General features: G+C 64.2%; 15 protein-coding genes. 2 read left to right on the forward strand and 13 right to left on the reverse strand.

All coding sequences use genetic code 11. The features are described 5' to 3' along the window. Nucleotides 1-68: 68 nt before the first annotated feature. Complete coding sequence (locus ACVJ19_RS12090) at nucleotides 69-641, reverse strand: hypothetical protein (protein WP_453948942.1); 573 nt, start codon at nucleotides 639-641, stop codon at nucleotides 69-71. Between the two features lie 117 nt (nucleotides 642-758). Here ACVJ19_RS12090 and ACVJ19_RS12095 point away from each other — a divergent pair, with 117 nt between their 5' ends. Continuing rightward, nucleotides 759-1,349, forward strand: a complete 591-nt coding sequence (locus ACVJ19_RS12095) for a DUF4337 domain-containing protein (RefSeq protein WP_453948941.1) — start codon at nucleotides 759-761, stop codon at nucleotides 1,347-1,349. Between the two features lie 186 nt (nucleotides 1,350-1,535). Here ACVJ19_RS12095 and ACVJ19_RS12100 read toward each other — a convergent pair whose 3' ends face one another. The 10 genes from ACVJ19_RS12100 to zapE all read right to left on the reverse strand — a co-directional run bounded on the left by ACVJ19_RS12100 (nucleotide 1,536) and on the right by zapE (nucleotide 14,077). Beyond that, complete coding sequence (locus ACVJ19_RS12100; protein ID WP_453948940.1) at nucleotides 1,536-2,066, reverse strand: hypothetical protein; 531 nt, start codon at nucleotides 2,064-2,066, stop codon at nucleotides 1,536-1,538. A 34-nt stretch (nucleotides 2,067-2,100) separates the two neighbouring features. Further along, nucleotides 2,101-3,501, reverse strand: a complete 1,401-nt coding sequence (lpdA, locus tag ACVJ19_RS12105) for a dihydrolipoyl dehydrogenase (protein WP_453948939.1) — start codon at nucleotides 3,499-3,501, stop codon at nucleotides 2,101-2,103. Nucleotides 3,502-3,557: 56 nt separating this feature from the next. Continuing rightward, entirely contained in the window at nucleotides 3,558-4,307 is a 750-nt protein-coding gene (locus ACVJ19_RS12110; RefSeq protein WP_453948938.1) for an SDR family oxidoreductase, read from the reverse strand. A gap of 64 nt (nucleotides 4,308-4,371) precedes the next feature. Further along, entirely contained in the window at nucleotides 4,372-5,610 is a 1,239-nt protein-coding gene (gene odhB, locus ACVJ19_RS12115) for a 2-oxoglutarate dehydrogenase complex dihydrolipoyllysine-residue succinyltransferase (RefSeq protein WP_453948937.1), read from the reverse strand. 163 nt (nucleotides 5,611-5,773) lie between these two features. Next, nucleotides 5,774-8,731: a 2-oxoglutarate dehydrogenase E1 component gene (locus ACVJ19_RS12120; protein WP_453948936.1), complete on the reverse strand. Its 2,958-nt coding sequence runs from the start codon at nucleotides 8,729-8,731 to the stop codon at nucleotides 5,774-5,776. A gap of 137 nt (nucleotides 8,732-8,868) precedes the next feature. Further along, nucleotides 8,869-9,753 (reverse strand): succinate--CoA ligase subunit alpha, encoded by an 885-nt coding sequence (gene sucD, locus ACVJ19_RS12125; protein WP_453948935.1) that lies wholly within the window; start codon nucleotides 9,751-9,753, stop codon nucleotides 8,869-8,871. Between the two features lie 36 nt (nucleotides 9,754-9,789). Further along, a complete protein-coding gene (locus tag ACVJ19_RS12130; RefSeq protein WP_453948934.1) occupies nucleotides 9,790-10,269 on the reverse strand; it encodes a DUF1579 family protein in 480 nt (159 codons plus the stop codon). 4 nt (nucleotides 10,270-10,273) lie between these two features. Further along, nucleotides 10,274-11,470, reverse strand: a complete 1,197-nt coding sequence (gene sucC / locus ACVJ19_RS12135) for an ADP-forming succinate--CoA ligase subunit beta (protein ID WP_453948933.1) — start codon at nucleotides 11,468-11,470, stop codon at nucleotides 10,274-10,276. A 211-nt stretch (nucleotides 11,471-11,681) separates the two neighbouring features. Continuing rightward, a complete protein-coding gene (mdh, locus tag ACVJ19_RS12140; protein ID WP_008145224.1) occupies nucleotides 11,682-12,650 on the reverse strand; it encodes a malate dehydrogenase in 969 nt (322 codons plus the stop codon). Between the two features lie 239 nt (nucleotides 12,651-12,889). Then, nucleotides 12,890-14,077: a cell division protein ZapE gene (gene zapE, locus ACVJ19_RS12145; protein ID WP_453948932.1), complete on the reverse strand. Its 1,188-nt coding sequence runs from the start codon at nucleotides 14,075-14,077 to the stop codon at nucleotides 12,890-12,892. Between the two features lie 139 nt (nucleotides 14,078-14,216). Between zapE and ACVJ19_RS12150 the strand changes: the two genes are divergently transcribed. After that, entirely contained in the window at nucleotides 14,217-14,471 is a 255-nt protein-coding gene (locus ACVJ19_RS12150) for a type II toxin-antitoxin system VapB family antitoxin (protein ID WP_453955105.1), read from the forward strand. 57 nt (nucleotides 14,472-14,528) lie between these two features. On the opposite strand, the gene thpR is transcribed toward ACVJ19_RS12150, so the two are convergent. After that, nucleotides 14,529-15,065 carry an RNA 2',3'-cyclic phosphodiesterase gene (gene thpR, locus ACVJ19_RS12155; protein ID WP_453948931.1) on the reverse strand — a complete coding sequence of 179 codons (537 nt, stop codon included), beginning with the start codon at nucleotides 15,063-15,065 and terminating at the stop codon, nucleotides 14,529-14,531. Between the two features lie 173 nt (nucleotides 15,066-15,238). Next, nucleotides 15,239-15,874 carry an arylesterase gene (locus ACVJ19_RS12160; RefSeq protein ID WP_453955104.1) on the reverse strand — a complete coding sequence of 212 codons (636 nt, stop codon included), beginning with the start codon at nucleotides 15,872-15,874 and terminating at the stop codon, nucleotides 15,239-15,241. Nucleotides 15,875-15,899 lie beyond the last annotated feature (25 nt).

Here is a 15,899-nt window from a genome sequence, read left to right on the forward strand (position 1 = left end):
TGCCGCCATCTTCTACCCACCGGCTCGAAGTCTATGCCAGCGCGCATCCGCGGCGGTGACGCTGTGGGTCAGTTCGAGAGATATTCGATCTCGTAGACATAGTTCGACCCGCGCCCGACCTCGACGCGGACCATTGGCCTGAACTTCTCGAGCCGCTCATAGAGTGGCTCCGTGACCTTCACCGTTTGGTTTGCGATGCGGACGAGATAGTCCGCCCTGCGGCTGCCACTCGACCTCCACGCACGATCGACACGGCCTTCGATCACAAGCCGAGACGTCAGGTGATCGAGAACCAGCATTCGTCCGGCATACCATGCAAGACCGCTGCCGAAGAGCACGATCGCGATCATCGAGCCGAGCGTCTTCGCCTTGTCGCGCCATGAGCCGTAAAGCGGAGGCTGTCGCAGCTGCAAGCCGGCTATGGCGAGACCCAGAACGACGAGGCCGATATGGACGTCGTTCACCGCGAAGATCGAGCTCTTGTCATAAAACAGCAACAGGCCGATGTAGGCCACGCTGATCGCGAAGACGATCTTGCCGATGAACGGAAAGGCCGCGGTGTTGCGGGTCTTCCACAGCGCAAATGCCGCGATGACGACGAAGGGCCAGAAGCAGGCTGCGATGAATTCCGCTGTGCTCATGGCACAGGACTAGAGCAGTCCTGGACGCGAAACCATTAATTGCGGCCGTCATGGCGCTTGCCACTTGCGCCCGCCGCGCGGTTCGGTCAATCGTTGGTAAATGAGCAGGAGGGATTTATGAGCGCACACGAAAGCATGGAGCATGCCGAGCACGCCGAACACGCGTCCGGCTCGAGCAAGAAGATCGCGCTCCTGATCGCCGTGCTGGCGCTGTTCCTGGCGATCTCGGAGACGCTCGGCAAGGGTGCCCAGACCGAATCGATCAGCAAGAACGTCGAGGCCGCCAATCTCTGGGCGTTCTTCCAGGCCAAGAGTATCCGTCGCACCGTGGTGCTGACCGCATCCGAGCAGGGCAAGCTCACGCTTGCCGGCACCACCGACGACGCCCTGAAGCCGGTGGTGCAGAAGCAGGTCGACGACTGGACCAAGACCGCGGCGCGCTACCGCTCCGAGCCCGAGACCGGCGAAGGCACCGAGCAGCTCGCCGAGAAGGCCAAGCATGCCGAGCACGAGCGCGACGAGGCGACCGCGAAGTACCATCACTTCGAGCTGGCGTCCGCTGCCTTCCAGATCGGCATCGTGCTGGCGTCCGCCACCATCATCACCGGCATGATCGCGCTCGCCTATGTCGGCGGCATCTTGACGCTCGCCGGCCTCATCATGACGGCGCTCGGCCTGTGGTGGCCGCATCTGGTGCATTTGCATTAGGGCGTCGAGACGCTTCGCGACGCTGCTAATTCCGTCATCCTGAGGTGCGAAAAGCGCAGTGCATCAGCACTGCGCTTGAAGCCTCGAAGGATGAACGGCCGAGATGCAGCCGGGCCGTCGCCCTTCGAGGGCCGCTGAAGACGCGGCCACCTCAGGGTGACGGTGAAAGACTGATTGCGCGGGCAGCTACCGCGCCTGGTGCACGCTCTTGCGGAAGCGCTGGATCAGACGCAGCGTGCGGGCGGACCAGCCTTCGCCGTTGCCGGCGATCAGCTCGCGGATGCGCCGCTTGATCGGGTCGACCAACAGGTGCGCCTTGGCGCGCACCTTCATCACGAGATCGTAGATCCGCTCGAACCAGGGCATCTCCAAAAGCTTGTCGCGCGTGACGTCGAAGACGAAGGCGGTGACGCCGACGCCGGCGAGCTTTGCGAAAACGATCGTGAAGACCGCGCTGGTCCAGTACTCATGCGTCAGCAGCCACAGGCCGACCAGCTTGAGCGGAAACAGCGGAATGATGGGGACCGCGAACACGATCAGCGTCATGGCCGGCGACAGCGCGTCGACGCGCTCCGTCAGCCATTGCTTGAAACGTGCGAGCGGGATGGCTGCGACAACCCGCGCGACGATCGGTTCGAGGTGGTCCCACAGCCACGCTTCGATCAGGAAGACGATCGCAAGCAGGACCCAGACCGGTTGCAAAAGGCGGCGCAGCATGTGTTTCCCGCCCGATTCGTCGCTGGGCGCGAGCCTACATATGGATGGCCCGCTTGCCGACTGCAAGCGCGGCTTCCTTGACGGCCTCCGAGCGGGTCGGATGGGCGTGGCAGGTGCGCGCGAGATCTTCCGCACTGCCACCAAACTCCATGAGAACGCAGGCTTCATGGATCATTTCGCCGGCCTCAATGCCGATAATGTGCACGCCGAGCACGCGATCGGTCTTCGCATCTGCGAGAATCTTCACAAAGCCGTCGGTGGTCTGGTTGACCTTGGAGCGGCCGTTGGCGGTAAAGGGAAACTTCCCGACGGTATAAGCTGTGCCCGCCTGCTTCAGCTCCTCCTCGGTCTTGCCGACGGAGGACACTTCCGGCGTGGTATACACGACGCCCGGGATCACATCGTAATTCACGTGGCCGGCCTGGCCGGCGATGATCTCCGCGACCGCAACACCCTCATCCTCGGCCTTGTGCGCGAGCATCGGGCCGGCGACGACGTCGCCGATGGCATAGACGCCCTTCAGGCTGGTGGCGAAATGTGGGTCGATCTGGACGCGGCCGCGCGGGTCGAGTGCAACGCCGGCTTCCTTCAAGCCCAGCCCGTCCGTGTAGGGCGTGCGGCCGATGCAGACCAGAACGACATCGGCCTCGATGGTCTCGGCGGCTCCGCCGGCAGCCGGTTCGATTTTCGCGAGCAATGTCTTGCTGTTCGCTTCGACGCCGGTGACCTTCGAACCCAGCTTGAATGCAAATCCCTGCTTTTCAAGCATCCGCTGGAATTGCCGCGCGACCTCGCCGTCCATGCCGGGCAGAATGCGATCGAGGAATTCGACCACCATGACTTCGGATCCAAGCCGGCGCCACACCGAGCCAAGTTCGAGCCCGATCACGCCGGCACCAATGACCAGCAATCTGCCGGGCACCTTCTCCAGCGACAGCGCGCCGGTCGAGGACACGATGCGCTTCTCGTCGATCTCGATGCCCTTCAGGCGCGCGATGTCGGAGCCGGTGGCGATCACGATGTTCCTGGTCTCGACGACCTGCGACTTGCCGTCGGCGGAGACTTCGACCTTGCCGGTCCCGAGGATCTTGCCGGTGCCCTTGAGCACGTCGATCTTGTTCTTCTTCATCAGGAACTCGACGCCCTTGACGTTGCCGTCGATGCCCTGCTGCTTGAAGTTCATCATCGCGGGAAGATCGAGCTTCGGCGAGGAGACCGACACGCCCATCTTGGCGAAGGAGTGCCCGGCTTCCTCGAACATCTCGGACGCATGCAGCAGCGCCTTGGACGGCATGCAGCCGACATTGAGGCAGGTGCCGCCCAGCGTGGGATTCTTTTCGACCACGGCGACTTTCATGCCAAGCTGGCTAGCGCGCACTGCGCAGACATAACCGCCCGGTCCGGTGCCGATGACGACGAGATCGTAGGTAGCCATGAGAGAAAGTCCCGTAGGTTTAGCGTGAGGAGATGTGTCAGCGTCCGCGCGGCGCGTCAGCGTCCGCCGGACACATCGAGAATGGCTGAGGTGACGTAGGAAGCCTCGTCCGACAGCAGCCAGACGATGGCATTGGCGATTTCGTCGGCGGTGCCGACGCGCTTCATCGGCACCATATGGGCCAGACGATGGGCGCGGTCGGGCTCGCCGCCGGCGGCGTGGATTTCGGTGTCGATCAGGCCGGGACGGATCGCGGCGACGCGGATGCCTTCGTTCGCAACCTCATAGCCGAGGCCGACGGTGAAGGAATCGACCGCGCCCTTGGACGCGGCATAGTCGACATAGGTGTTGGGTGCGCCGAGACGGGCTGCGACCGAGGACAAATTGACGATGACGCCGCCCTTGCCGCCATGCTTGGTCGACATCCGCTTCACGGCTTCTCGCGCGCAGAGGATCGAGCCGGTGACGTTGACCGCCATCACGCGCTGGATGCGCTCGGCCGACATCTCGTCGACGCGCACGCCGCTCTTGCCGACGATGCCGCCATTGTTGACGAGCGCGCCGAGGGTGCCGAACTTGTCGGCTTCCCTGAATAGCGCGAGGATGTCGCTTTCCTCGGCGACGTCGCATTTCACCGCGATGGCCTTGCCGTTGCTGGCCTCGATCTGCGCGACGACTTCGTCGGCGGCGGTCTTGTTGCTGGCATAGCCGACGACGACGCGGAAGCCGCGCGCGGCCGCCGCGATCGCGGTCGCCCGCCCGATGCCGCGGCTGCCGCCGGTGATGACAACGACCTTATCCGTCATGCGCGCCTCCATGGTTCGACATGCGCCGTCGCGAATGGCGACGGCGCTCGCAGAGCATCGGGGATCAGAGATCGAGCACCAGACGCGCCGGATCTTCCAGGCTCTCCTTGACGCGGACCAGGAAGGTGACGGCTTCCTTGCCGTCGATCACGCGGTGATCGTAGGACAGCGCCAGATACATCATCGGGCGGACCTCGATCTTGCCGCCGACGACCATCGGCCGCTCCTGGATCTTGTGCATGCCGAGGATGCCGGACTGCGGCGCGTTCAGGATCGGGGTCGACATCAGCGAGCCGTAGATGCCGCCATTGGTGATGGTGAAGGTGCCGCCCTGCATTTCGTCGATCTTGAGCTGGCCGTCACGGGCGCGGCGGCCGAAATCGGCGATGCCCTTCTCGATGTCGGAGATCGACTTGTGGTCGCAGTCGCGCACCACGGGCACGACGAGGCCCTTGTCGGTGCCGACGGCGACGCCGATGTGATAGTAGTTCTTGTAGATCAGGTCGCTGCCGTCGATCTCGGCGTTGACGGCCGGGATGTCCTTCAGCGCCTGCACGACGGCCTTGGTGAAGAAGCCCATGAAGCCGAGCTTGGCGCCGTGCTTCTTCTCGAACGCGTCCTTGTAGTGCGCACGCAGCGCCATGACGTTGGTCATGTCGACCTCGTTGAAGGTCGTGAGCATGGCCGCGGTGTTCTGCACGTCCTTGAGGCGGCGCGCGATGGTCTGGCGCAGGCGGGTCATCTTGACGCGCTCTTCGCGGGCGGCGTCATCGGCCGGCGACGGCGCACGAACCTGGACGGCGGCGGCGGGCTGGTTGACGGGGGTCGGCGCGGACGCGGCGCGCTCGATCGCAGCTAACATGTCGCCCTTGGTGACGCGGCCGTCCTTGCCGGAGCCCGGAACGGTCGAGGCGTCGATGCCGGTCTCGGCCGACAGCTTGCGCACGGACGGGGCGAGCGGCGCATCGGCCGGCGGCGCCTTCGGCGCAGCCGGAGCCGGCGCGGGAGCAGCGGCGGCAGCAGGAGCAGCAGCCTTGGCGGGCGCAGCGGCGGGCTTGGCAGCGCCGGCGCCGTCGGTGATCTGGCCGAGCAGCGCGCCGACCGCAACGGTCGCGCCATCGGCGGCGATGATCTCGCTCAGCGTCCCCGCGGAGGGCGCGGGGACCTCGATGGTGACCTTGTCGGTCTCGAGCTCCACCAAGGGCTCGTCGACGGCGACGGGATCGCCGGCCTTCTTGAACCAGCGGCCGATGGTGGCCTCGGTGACGGATTCGCCGAGCGTCGGCACACGAATTTCAGTCATGGTCTCTTCCTTAAGGGATCGCCAGTGCGGTCATGAATTTCATACGTCATTGCCCGCGAAGGCGGGCAATCCAGTACGCCGTGACCTTCGTGATCAGAACGAACGCCGCGGAATACTGGATGCCCCGCCTTCGCGGGGCATGACAGAGTCCTAAAAAAACTTCTCAGCTCAGTGCTTCGTCCAGGAACGCTTTCAGCTGAGCCTGATGCTTGGACATCAGGCCCGTGGCGGTCGCGGCGGAAGCGGCGCGGCCGACATAACGCGGACGCCGGCTCACGCCGTTCACCTGGTTCAGCACCCATTCCAGATAGGGCTCGATGAAATGCCAGGCACCCATGTTGCGGGGCTCTTCCTGGCACCACACCATCTCGGCCTTCTTGAAGCGCGACAGCTCGGCCACCAGCGCCTTGAGCGGCACCGGATAGAGCTGCTCGACGCGCATCAGATAGATGTCGTCGATGCCGCGCTTCTCGCGCTCCTCGTAGAGGTCGTAATAGACCTTGCCGGAGCACAGCACGATGCGGCGGATCTTCTCGTCCGGAACGAGCTTGACGGCTTCGTTCGGCAGCATCTGGGCGTCATCATAGAGGATGCGGTGGAAGGTCGTTCCCTTCGCGAGCTCTTCGAGACGCGACACCGCCCGCTTGTGGCGCAGCAGCGACTTCGGCGTCATCATGATCAGCGGCTTGCGGATCTCGCGATGCAGCTGCCGGCGCAGCGCGTGGAAGTAGTTCGCCGGCGTGGTCGGGTAGACCACCTGCATGTTGTCTTCCGCGCACATCTGCAGGTAACGCTCGAGGCGCGCCGAGGAGTGCTCCGGTCCCTGGCCCTCATAGCCATGCGGCAGCAGGCAGACGAGGCCGGACATGCGCAGCCACTTGCGCTCGCCCGAGGAGATGAACTGGTCGAACACGACCTGCGCGCCGTTGGCGAAGTCGCCGAACTGGGCTTCCCAAAGGGTCAGCGTGTTCGGCTCGGCGAGCGAATAGCCGTATTCGAAGCCGAGCACGGCTTCTTCCGACAGCAGCGAGTTGATGACCTCGTAGTGGCCCTGCTCGTGACCGAGATGGTTGAACGGCGTGTAGCGGCTCTCGTCTTCCTGGTCGATCAGGACCGAGTGGCGCTGCGAGAAGGTGCCGCGCTCCGAATCCTGTCCGGACAGGCGGACGTGATGGTTTTCGTTGAGCAGCGAGCAGAACGCCAGCGCCTCGCCGGTCGCCCAGTCGATGCCGGCGCCGGTGTCGATCGCCTTGGAGCGGTTATCGAGGAAACGCTGGATGGTGCGGTGAACGCGGAAGCCGTCCGGCACCTTGGTGATCTTGCGGCCGATATCCTTCAGCGTGGCGATGTCGACGCCGGTGACGCCGCGCCGCGCATCCTCTTCCTGGTCGGCGATCTTGAAGCCGGACCACTTGCCGTCGAGCCAGTCGGCCTTGTTCGGCTTGTAGGAGGTGCCGGCCTCGAACTCGGCATCGAGCCGCGAGCGCCAGTCGGCCTTCAGCTTGTCGACCTCACCCTCGGTGACCACGCCTTCGGCGATCAGGCGCTTGGAGTAGAGAGTGAGGGTCGAGGGATGGGCCGCGATCCGCTTGTACATCACGGGCTGGGTGAACGCGGGCTCATCGCCCTCGTTGTGGCCGTAACGGCGATAGCACCACATGTCGATCACGACCGGCTTGTGGAACTTCTGCCGGAACTCGATCGCGACCTTGGCCGCGAACACCACGGCTTCCGGATCGTCGCCGTTCACGTGGAAGATCGGCGCGTCGATCATCTTCGCCACATCCGACGGATAGGGCGAGGAGCGCGAGTAGCGCGGATAAGTCGTGAAGCCGATCTGGTTGTTGACGATGAAGTGCACGGAGCCGCCGGTGCGGTAGCCCTTCAGGTCCGAAAGGCCGAAGCACTCCGCGACCACGCCCTGTCCGGCGAACGCGGCGTCGCCGTGCATCAGGAGCGGCATGACGGAAATGCGCATGTCCGGGGGATCGCCGTGCTGGTCCTGCTTGGCGCGGACCTTGCCGAGCACCACGGGATCGACGATCTCGAGATGCGAGGGGTTGGCGGTGAGCGACAGATGGATGCGGTTGCCGTCGAACTCGCGGTCCGAGGAGGCGCCGAGGTGGTATTTGACGTCGCCGGAGCCTTCGACCGCGTCGGGGTTGGCGGAGCCGCCCTTGAACTCGTGGAACAGTGCGCGATGGGCCTTGCCCAACACCTGGGTCAGCACGTTGAGGCGGCCGCGATGCGGCATGCCGAGCACGATTTCCTTCACGCCGAGATTGCCGCCGCGCTTGATGATCTGCTCGAGCGCGGGGATCAGCGCTTCACCGCCGTCGAGGCCGAAGCGCTTGGTGCCGGTGAACTTGGTGTCGCAGAACTTTTCGAAGCCTTCGGCTTCAACCAGCTTCGTCAGGATGGCGCGACGTCCCTCGCGCGTGAACGAGATCTCCTTATCGGGTCCCTCGATCCGCTCCTGGATCCAGGCCTTCTGCGCAGCATTGCTGATATGCATGAACTCGACGCCGAGCGTCTGGCAGTAGGTGCGCTCGCAGATCGCGGTGATCTCGCGCAAGCTGCCGTATTCGAGGCCGAGGACGTGATCGAGGAAGATCTTGCGGTCGAAATCCGCTTCGCTGAAGCCGTAGGTGCGCGGATCGAGCTCTTCGCGGTTGCGCTGGGCTTCGATGCCGAGCGGATCGAGCTTGGCGTGGAAGTGGCCGCGCATGCGGTAGGAGCGGATCAGCATCAGGGCGCGGACCGAGTCGCGCGTCGCCTGAAGCACGTCGGCGGAGGAGATCTCGGCGCCCTTGGCCTGCGCCTTGGCGGCGATCTTGGCACCGACCGCCTTCTCGACTTCGGCCCAGTTGCCGTCGAGGGCGGAGGTCAGATCATCCTTGGGCGTCAGCGGCCAGTTGTCCCGCTCCCAGGACGGGCCTTCCGCGTTCTTCCGGACGTCGGCGGGCTGGTCGTTGAGGCTCTTGAAGAACTCCTGCCACTCGGCGTCGACCGAGGACGGGTCCTTCTCGTAGCGGGCGTAGATTTCGTCGATGTAGGTGGCGTTGGTGCCCTGCAAAAAGGATGACAGGGCAAAGGCTGCGTTCGCGTCCTGGCGAGACATACTTGAGTTCCTGGCGATTTCGGTTCGCGCATAACAAACGGCGCTGGCGCCGAGCTCCCCGGCAGAGGCTCGGCGCGACAGGCACCCTTTACCCTATTTGCTGCGAAACTTCGCCCGGAAAAGCACGAAGAAGTGAATTAGCCCTTCAACTTTTCGGCAAGCGTGTGCCCGAGGCGGGCGGGCGACGGAGACACTGTAATCCCTGCCGATTTCATCGCCTCGGTCTTGGAACCGGCGTCGCCCTTGCCGCCGGAGATGATCGCGCCGGCATGACCCATGCGGCGGCCGGGAGGGGCGGTGACGCCGGCGATGAAGCCGACCATCGGCTTCTTGCGGCCGCGCTTGGCCTCGTCCTTGAGGAACTGGGCGGCGTCCTCCTCGGCGGAACCGCCGATCTCGCCGATCATGATGATCGATTCGGTCTTGGGGTCGGCGAGCAGCATCTCCAGCACGTCGATGAACTCGGTGCCCTTGACCGGGTCGCCGCCGATGCCGACCGCGGTGGTCTGGCCGAGGCCTTCCTGGGAGGTCTGGAACACGGCTTCATAGGTCAGCGTGCCGGAGCGGGAGACGATGCCGACCGAGCCGGTCTTGAAGATGTTGGCGGGCATGATGCCGATCTTGCACTCGCCGGCAGTCATGACGCCCGGGCAGTTCGGCCCGATCAGGCGCGACTTGGAGCCGGCCAGCGAACGCTTCACGCGGACCATGTCCACGACCGGAATGCCTTCGGTGATGCAGACGATCAGCGGGATCTCGGCGTCGATGGCTTCGCAGATCGCATCCGCCGCGCCCGGCGGCGGCACGTAGATCACCGACGCATCGGCGCCGGTCCTCTCACGCGCATCGCGCACGGTGTCGAACACCGGCAGGCCCAGATGCGTCGAGCCGCCTTTGCCCGGCGAGGTGCCACCGACCATCTTGGTGCCGTAGGCCATCGCGGCCTCCGAATGGAAGGTGCCGTTCTTGCCGGTGAAGCCCTGGCAGATGACCTTGGTGTTCTTGTCGATCAGGATGGACATGAGGTCTGCTTTCGCGAAACTAACAGAGTGAAGGGGTCAGTGGATGCGGCGGTAGACGCCGGTAAGGACGTCAGCCCAGCCTTCCGCGTCCGGCGAGAACTGGATCTTCAACGAGTAGGAATCCTCATTGATGATTTCGTAGACATGGCGCGCATTGCCGCGGAGCGAGCCGCGCACCAGCGTCAGAGTCTTGCCGACCCACCCGCCGGAGGCGGGCGAGGGCGGCGTGTAACCGAGCGAGTCGTACCAGAACAATTTGTAGGTCCGGTCGTCGCGGTCGAAGGTGAAGAGGCCGTGGGTGGCGAAGCTCTGCTTGCCGTCGCGCATCTGGACCGCATCCTGGATCAGATAGAATCCATTGAGGTCCATGCGCGCGACGACGTGAGAGGTGGCCGGCCCGCCCGCGTTCCAGCGCGACGGGAAGACCATCTCCTCACCATCCCATTCGCCGGCGAACACGGCGAGGCGCGTGTGCTCGGGGAGCGGAGATGATGCGGCGAGATGGTCCTGGGTCATGGCCTTAGCCTCCCTTGACGGCCTTCACGATCTTCTGCGCGGCGTCGTCGAGATTGTCGGCCGGCACCACGTTCAGTCCGGATTCACGGATGATCTTCTTGCCGAGCTCGACATTGGTGCCTTCGAGGCGGACCACCAGCGGCACGCTGAGGCCGACTTCACGGACCGCAGCCGTGACGCCCTCGGCGATCACGTCGCACTTCATGATGCCGCCGAAGATGTTGACCAGGATGCCCTTCACGTTGGGATCGGCAGTGATGATCTTGAACGCGGCCGCGACCTTCTCCTTGCTGGCGCTGCCGCCGACGTCGAGGAAGTTCGCCGGCGCCATGCCGTAGAGCTTGATGATGTCCATCGTCGCCATGGCAAGACCGGCGCCGTTGACCATGCAGCCGATGTTGCCGTCGAGCGTGACGTAGTTGAGGTCGTACTTGGACGCCTCGATCTCCTTGGCGTCTTCCTCGGTCTCGTCGCGCAGCGCGAGCACCTCGGGATGACGGAACAACGCGTTGTCGTCGAACGACACCTTGGCGTCGAGCACGCGGAGCTGGCCCTGCTTGGTCACGACCAGCGGGTTGATCTCCAGCATCGACATGTCCTTGGCGACGAAGGCGGCGTAGAGCTGCGCGGTGAGCTTCTCGGCCTGCTTGGCGAGATCACCGGAGAGCTTCAGCGCGTTCGCAACCGTGCGGCCGTGATGGCCCATGACGCCGGTGGCGGGATCGACCGAGAAGGTCACGATCTTCTCAGGCGTGTTGTGCGCGACGTCCTCGATGTTGACGCCGCCCTCGGTCGAGACGACGAAGGAGACGCGCGAGGTCTCGCGATCGACCAGGATCGAGAGATAGAACTCCTTGTCGATGTCCGAGCCGTCCTCGATGTAGAGGCGGTTGACCTGCTTGCCGGCCGGGCCGGTCTGCACGGTCACCAGCGTCGCGCCCAGCATCTGCTTGGCGAACTCGGAGACTTCCGCGGCCGACTTGGCGATGCGGACACCGCCCTTGTCGCCGGCCGAGGCTTCCTTGAACTTGCCCTTGCCGCGGCCGCCAGCGTGGATCTGGCTCTTCACCACATAGACCGGACCCGGCAGCGCCTTGGCGGCGGCTTCCGCATCAGTGGCCTTGAGGACCGGGACGCCCTTGGAGATCGGCACGCCGAACTCACCCAGCAGCGCTTTGGCCTGATATTCATGGATATTCATATGGTCGCTCCCTGAACCCGCGGGCGGTGACCTCTTGGGCCCACCTCAGTCTTGTGGCTGGCATACCATATACCACAGGAACTGCAACCCGGATTCTTTGACTTCGAGATCTCTGGACTGCTGAACCGGAACCCCGCCCCGGCAGCGGGGCCCCGGAAGTGAAACCGCCGAAGACCGGTTTTTCGATCTTCGGCGGGGTATTGTTGGCGCCTTAGCGGCCGAGAAGATCGGGTGCGATCTTCTTGCAGGCGTCGACCAGGCCCTGTACGGCGCCGACCGACTTGTCGAAGGCTTCGCGGTCCTTGCCGGCGAGCTCGATCTCGACGACGCGCTCGACGCCCTTGGAGCCGATCACGACGGGAACGCCGACATACATGTCCTTCACGCCATACTCGCCGTTCAGGTAGGCGGCCGAGGGCAGCACGCGCTTCTTGTCACGCAGATAGCTCTCGGCCATCGCGATCGCGGACGCGGCCGGGGCGTAGAAGGCCGAGCCGGTCTTGAGCAAATTGACGATCTCGGCGCCGCCGTTGCGGGTGCGGTCGACGATCTCGTCGAGGCGCGCCTGCGAGGTCCAGCCCATCTTGACGAGGTCGGGCAGCGGGATGCCGGCGACGGTGGAGTACTTCACCAGCGGCACCATGGTGTCGCCGTGGCCGCCGAGCACGAAGGCGGTGACGTCTTCAACGGAGACGTTGAATTCATCGGCCAGGAAGTAGCGGAAGCGCGCCGAATCCAGCACGCCGGCCATGCCGACGACCTTCTTGTGCGGCAGGCCCGAGGCCTTCTGCAGCGCCCAGACCATCGCGTCGAGCGGGTTGGTGATGCAGATGACGAAGGCGTCGGGGGCGTACTTCTTGATGCCGGCACCGACCTGCTCCATGACCTTGAGGTTGATGGAGAGGAGGTCGTCGCGGCTCATGCCGGGCTTGCGCGGCACGCCGGCGGTGACGATGCAGACCTTGGCGTTGTCGAGCGCCTCGTAGGAGTTCGCGCCGGTGTAGTGGGCGTCGAAGCCGTCGACCGGCGAGGACTGCGCGATGTCGAGCGCCTTGCCCTGCGGCACGCCCTCGGCGATGTCGAACATCACGACGTCGCCCAGTTCTTTCAGGCCGATGAGGTGAGCCAGCGTTCCGCCGATCTGACCGGAGCCAATCAAAGCAATCTTGTCGCGCGCCATGTGAACCTGTCCTTTAGACATCCGAAGGAGGGAAAACTGATGGGTGGTTATCCCTTTCGCTTCCCGCGTTCAAGTCGGCGGATGCCCATTTGTCGGGCTTGCTGAGAACCCGGCCAGCATACCCAAGCCGTCATTCCGGGGCGCGACGAAGTCGCGAGCCCGGAATCCATAACCACCATCGGGAGTATGGATTCCGGGCTCGCGCTCCGCGCGCCCCGGAATGACGGGCGGAGTAGGACTTAAGTCTCCACCAGGCCCTTGGTGGAGCCGCTCGCGGTGGAATCCTTGCGGCCGTGAGGCAGCGCCAGATAGGATTCCGAGCTCATTTCGATCAGGCGTGACGCCGTCCGCTTGAACTCCATGGCCTCGTTGCCCTCGGTGGCGAGGTAGAGCGAGATCGGGTTGGCGTCCGCCGAGGCCATCAGCTTCACGGCATTGTCATAGAGCGTGTCGATCAGCGTGATGAAGCGCTTGGCGGCGTTGCGCTGGGAGAAGTCCATCACTGGAATATGGTCGACCAGGATGGTGTGATAGTCGTGCGCCAGCCTGAGGTAGTCGGATGCACCGAGCGGCTTCTCGCAGAGATCGGCAAACGAGAACCGCGCCACGCCGTGGGCCGAGCACGGCACGTGCAGGATGCGGCCCTTGATCGAGATGTCGCGCGACCTGCATTTGGCCCCGCCCGACATCTTCGACCAGGCACGGTCGAGCGCGGCATCCGCATCGCCATCGGCCGGCGTCAGCCACATCGGCACGCCCTGCAGCTTCTCCAGCCGGAAGTCGGTGCGCGCGTCGAGCCGCGCGACGTCCATGTGATCGGTGATCTGCTTGATGAAGGGCAGGAACAGCGAGCGGTTGAGGCCGCCCTTGTAGAGATCGTCGGGCGCGACGTTGGAGGTCGCGACCACGACGGTGCCGAACTCGAACAATTTCGCGAACAGGCGTCCGAGGATCATCGCGTCGGCGATGTCGGTGACGTGGAATTCGTCGAAGCAGAGCAGCCAGCTCTCCTCGAAGATCGCGGTCGCGGTCAGCGCGATGACGTCGGCGTCGGCGATCTCGCCGCGCGCGATGCTCTGGCGATAGTCGTAGATGCGCTCATGCACATCCGCCATGAATTCATGGAAATGCGCGCGGCGCTTGTGCTCGACCGAGGAGTGCTGGAAGAACAGATCCATCAGCATGGTCTTGCCGCGGCCGACCTCGCCGTGAATGTAGAGCCCGCGCGGCGCATCGTCCTTGTCGCTGCTGCTGAACAGGCGGCTGAGCAGGCCCTGCTTGCGCGCGGGCTTGTAGCTTGCGAGCCGCTGGTCGAGCGCCGCATAGGCTTCGGCGACCTCGGCCTGCGCTGCATCCGGCTCGATTGCGCCAGACGCGATCTCGGCCTGGTATGCTTCGCGGAATGAGGAATTTTGGGTGGAGAGCATGGCCCCTTACCGCCAGAGATGGGCGGAAATTGCAACTCCGTATTGGCGCAAGGGGCGTATGCGCTTACCCTCATCTATGTGGATGCGGGCGGATGATCGAAATATCAGAGAGTTAAGCGGCTACTTTGAGGTTCCTGACATGGCTCTTAGTATCGAGGATCCCGAGACCGAGCATCTCGCGTGGACGCTGGCGCAACTTACCGGCGAGACAGTTGTGGTCGCAACGAAGCGAGCCATCGAGGAGCGGCTTAGCCGGATCGACAATCAGCACCGCAAGGCTGCTCTCTTGGACGATATGGCCGCTATCCGCCGGCGCTGGAGCGAACTGCCTGTGGTCGCAGACCAGACAGCAGACGAAATTGTTGTCTATGACAAACACGGATTGCCACTCTGACCGCGATAGACGCTGCGCGTCTATGCGCCAAATGGACCTATCGTCTTGCGGGCTCTGCTACTCACACAGCTCGTAGGCATCCTCGACGATGTATGGCCCGCCACCCGTCGATGCACGCGAGGAGAACAGCACGAAGCGTTCGGCCATGAAGGCCTTGCTCGGGAAGTAGCCGCGCAGTGAGAGATAGTCGGCGACGTCGCGGTCGGAGGCGTCGTGCAGCCGGGCCAGCGTGACGTGCGGGATGAATTTGCGTCCCTCCGGATCGAGACCGATCCGCTGCATCATGCGCTCGAGCTCGGCCTGCAATTCCATCAGCGGCCTGCTCGGTGCGATCGTTGCGACCACCGCGCGCGGCTTGCGGCCGCCGAAGCTTTGCAAGCCCTGCACCTTCACCTCGAACGGCTTGCGGTCGACGCGAAACAGCATCGAGGCGATCTCGTTGGCGGAGACGCCGTCGATATCGCCGATGAAGCGCAGGGTGACGTGATAATTTTCGGGATCGATCCACCGGGCGCCGGGAAGGCCGCCCCGCAAGTTGGAAAGCGACTGGCCGATCTCGGCCGGAATTTCCAGACCAGTGAACAAACGCGGCATCGTTTCGCACTCCCGATGCTTGGGTACGGCCCTCGAACGAGGACCATATCCAAATTAGAGCCGGCGACGAATCACCGGTACCCTGATTCCTATCGCAGTTGTGTGACTCTGCGAAGCATCGCGCGGGCCACCCCGGGAAAACCCTGGGAATTAGGGTTAGCGTTGCCTGCTTTTCAACGCCGTTGCTCAGCTATCGTGCCAAGGAATGCCTCCACCGTGGGCATGATGTTGCCGACGATGATGTCGACGCCCGCCGCGGTCGGGTGGATGCCGTCGGCCTGGTTGAGCTTGGCGTCGGCCGCGACGCCCTCGAGGAAGAACGGATAGAGCGGCAGGCCGAATTGTTTCGCCAGATCCGGATAAATCGAATTGAAGCGCGCCGCATATTCGGCGCCGTAATTCGGCGGTGCCAGCATGCCGCACAGCATGACTGGAATCTTGCGCGCCTTCAGGCGCTGAACGATGTCGGTGAGCGCCGCGCGCGTCAGGACGGGGTCGATGCCGCGCAGCGCGTCGTTGGCGCCGAGCTCGACGATCACGCCATCGGTTCCGTCCGGCACGGACCAGTCGAGCCGGTCGCGGCCGCCGGAGGTGGTGTCGCCGGACACCCCGGCATTGGTCATGTCGACCGCTATGCCTTTGGCTTGCAAGGCTTTTTGGAGCTTTTGGGGGAATGCCTCCTGGGCCGGGAGGCCGAGGCCGGCGCTCAAGGAATCGCCGAGAACGACAAGCTTGACCGGTTTTGTCGCGTCCGCCCAGGCCGGGTTCGCAATCGTCATCAAGGCGAACATCAACACGGCTATGTGCATGAACAATCCGTAACGCCTCTCGACC

Source organism: Bradyrhizobium sp. USDA 376, assembly GCF_054063675.1.

Coding starts and splice junctions, on each gene's coding strand:
- ACVJ19_RS12090 (WP_453948942.1), bottom strand. CDS start 641: ATGAGCACAGCGGAATTCATCGCAGCCTGCTTCTGGCCCTTCGTCGTC.
- ACVJ19_RS12095 (WP_453948941.1), top strand. CDS start 759: ATGAGCGCACACGAAAGCATGGAGCATGCCGAGCACGCCGAACACGCG.
- ACVJ19_RS12100 (WP_453948940.1), bottom strand. CDS start 2,066: ATGCTGCGCCGCCTTTTGCAACCGGTCTGGGTCCTGCTTGCGATCGTC.
- lpdA (WP_453948939.1), bottom strand. CDS start 3,501: ATGGCTACCTACGATCTCGTCGTCATCGGCACCGGACCGGGCGGTTAT.
- ACVJ19_RS12110 (WP_453948938.1), bottom strand. CDS start 4,307: ATGACGGATAAGGTCGTTGTCATCACCGGCGGCAGCCGCGGCATCGGG.
- odhB (WP_453948937.1), bottom strand. CDS start 5,610: ATGACTGAAATTCGTGTGCCGACGCTCGGCGAATCCGTCACCGAGGCC.
- ACVJ19_RS12120 (WP_453948936.1), bottom strand. CDS start 8,731: ATGTCTCGCCAGGACGCGAACGCAGCCTTTGCCCTGTCATCCTTTTTG.
- sucD (WP_453948935.1), bottom strand. CDS start 9,753: ATGTCCATCCTGATCGACAAGAACACCAAGGTCATCTGCCAGGGCTTC.
- ACVJ19_RS12130 (WP_453948934.1), bottom strand. CDS start 10,269: ATGACCCAGGACCATCTCGCCGCATCATCTCCGCTCCCCGAGCACACG.
- sucC (WP_453948933.1), bottom strand. CDS start 11,470: ATGAATATCCATGAATATCAGGCCAAAGCGCTGCTGGGTGAGTTCGGC.
- mdh (WP_008145224.1), bottom strand. CDS start 12,650: ATGGCGCGCGACAAGATTGCTTTGATTGGCTCCGGTCAGATCGGCGGA.
- zapE (WP_453948932.1), bottom strand. CDS start 14,077: ATGCTCTCCACCCAAAATTCCTCATTCCGCGAAGCATACCAGGCCGAG.
- ACVJ19_RS12150 (WP_453955105.1), top strand. CDS start 14,217: ATGGCTCTTAGTATCGAGGATCCCGAGACCGAGCATCTCGCGTGGACG.
- thpR (WP_453948931.1), bottom strand. CDS start 15,065: ATGCCGCGTTTGTTCACTGGTCTGGAAATTCCGGCCGAGATCGGCCAG.
- ACVJ19_RS12160 (WP_453955104.1), bottom strand. CDS start 15,874: ATGCACATAGCCGTGTTGATGTTCGCCTTGATGACGATTGCGAACCCG.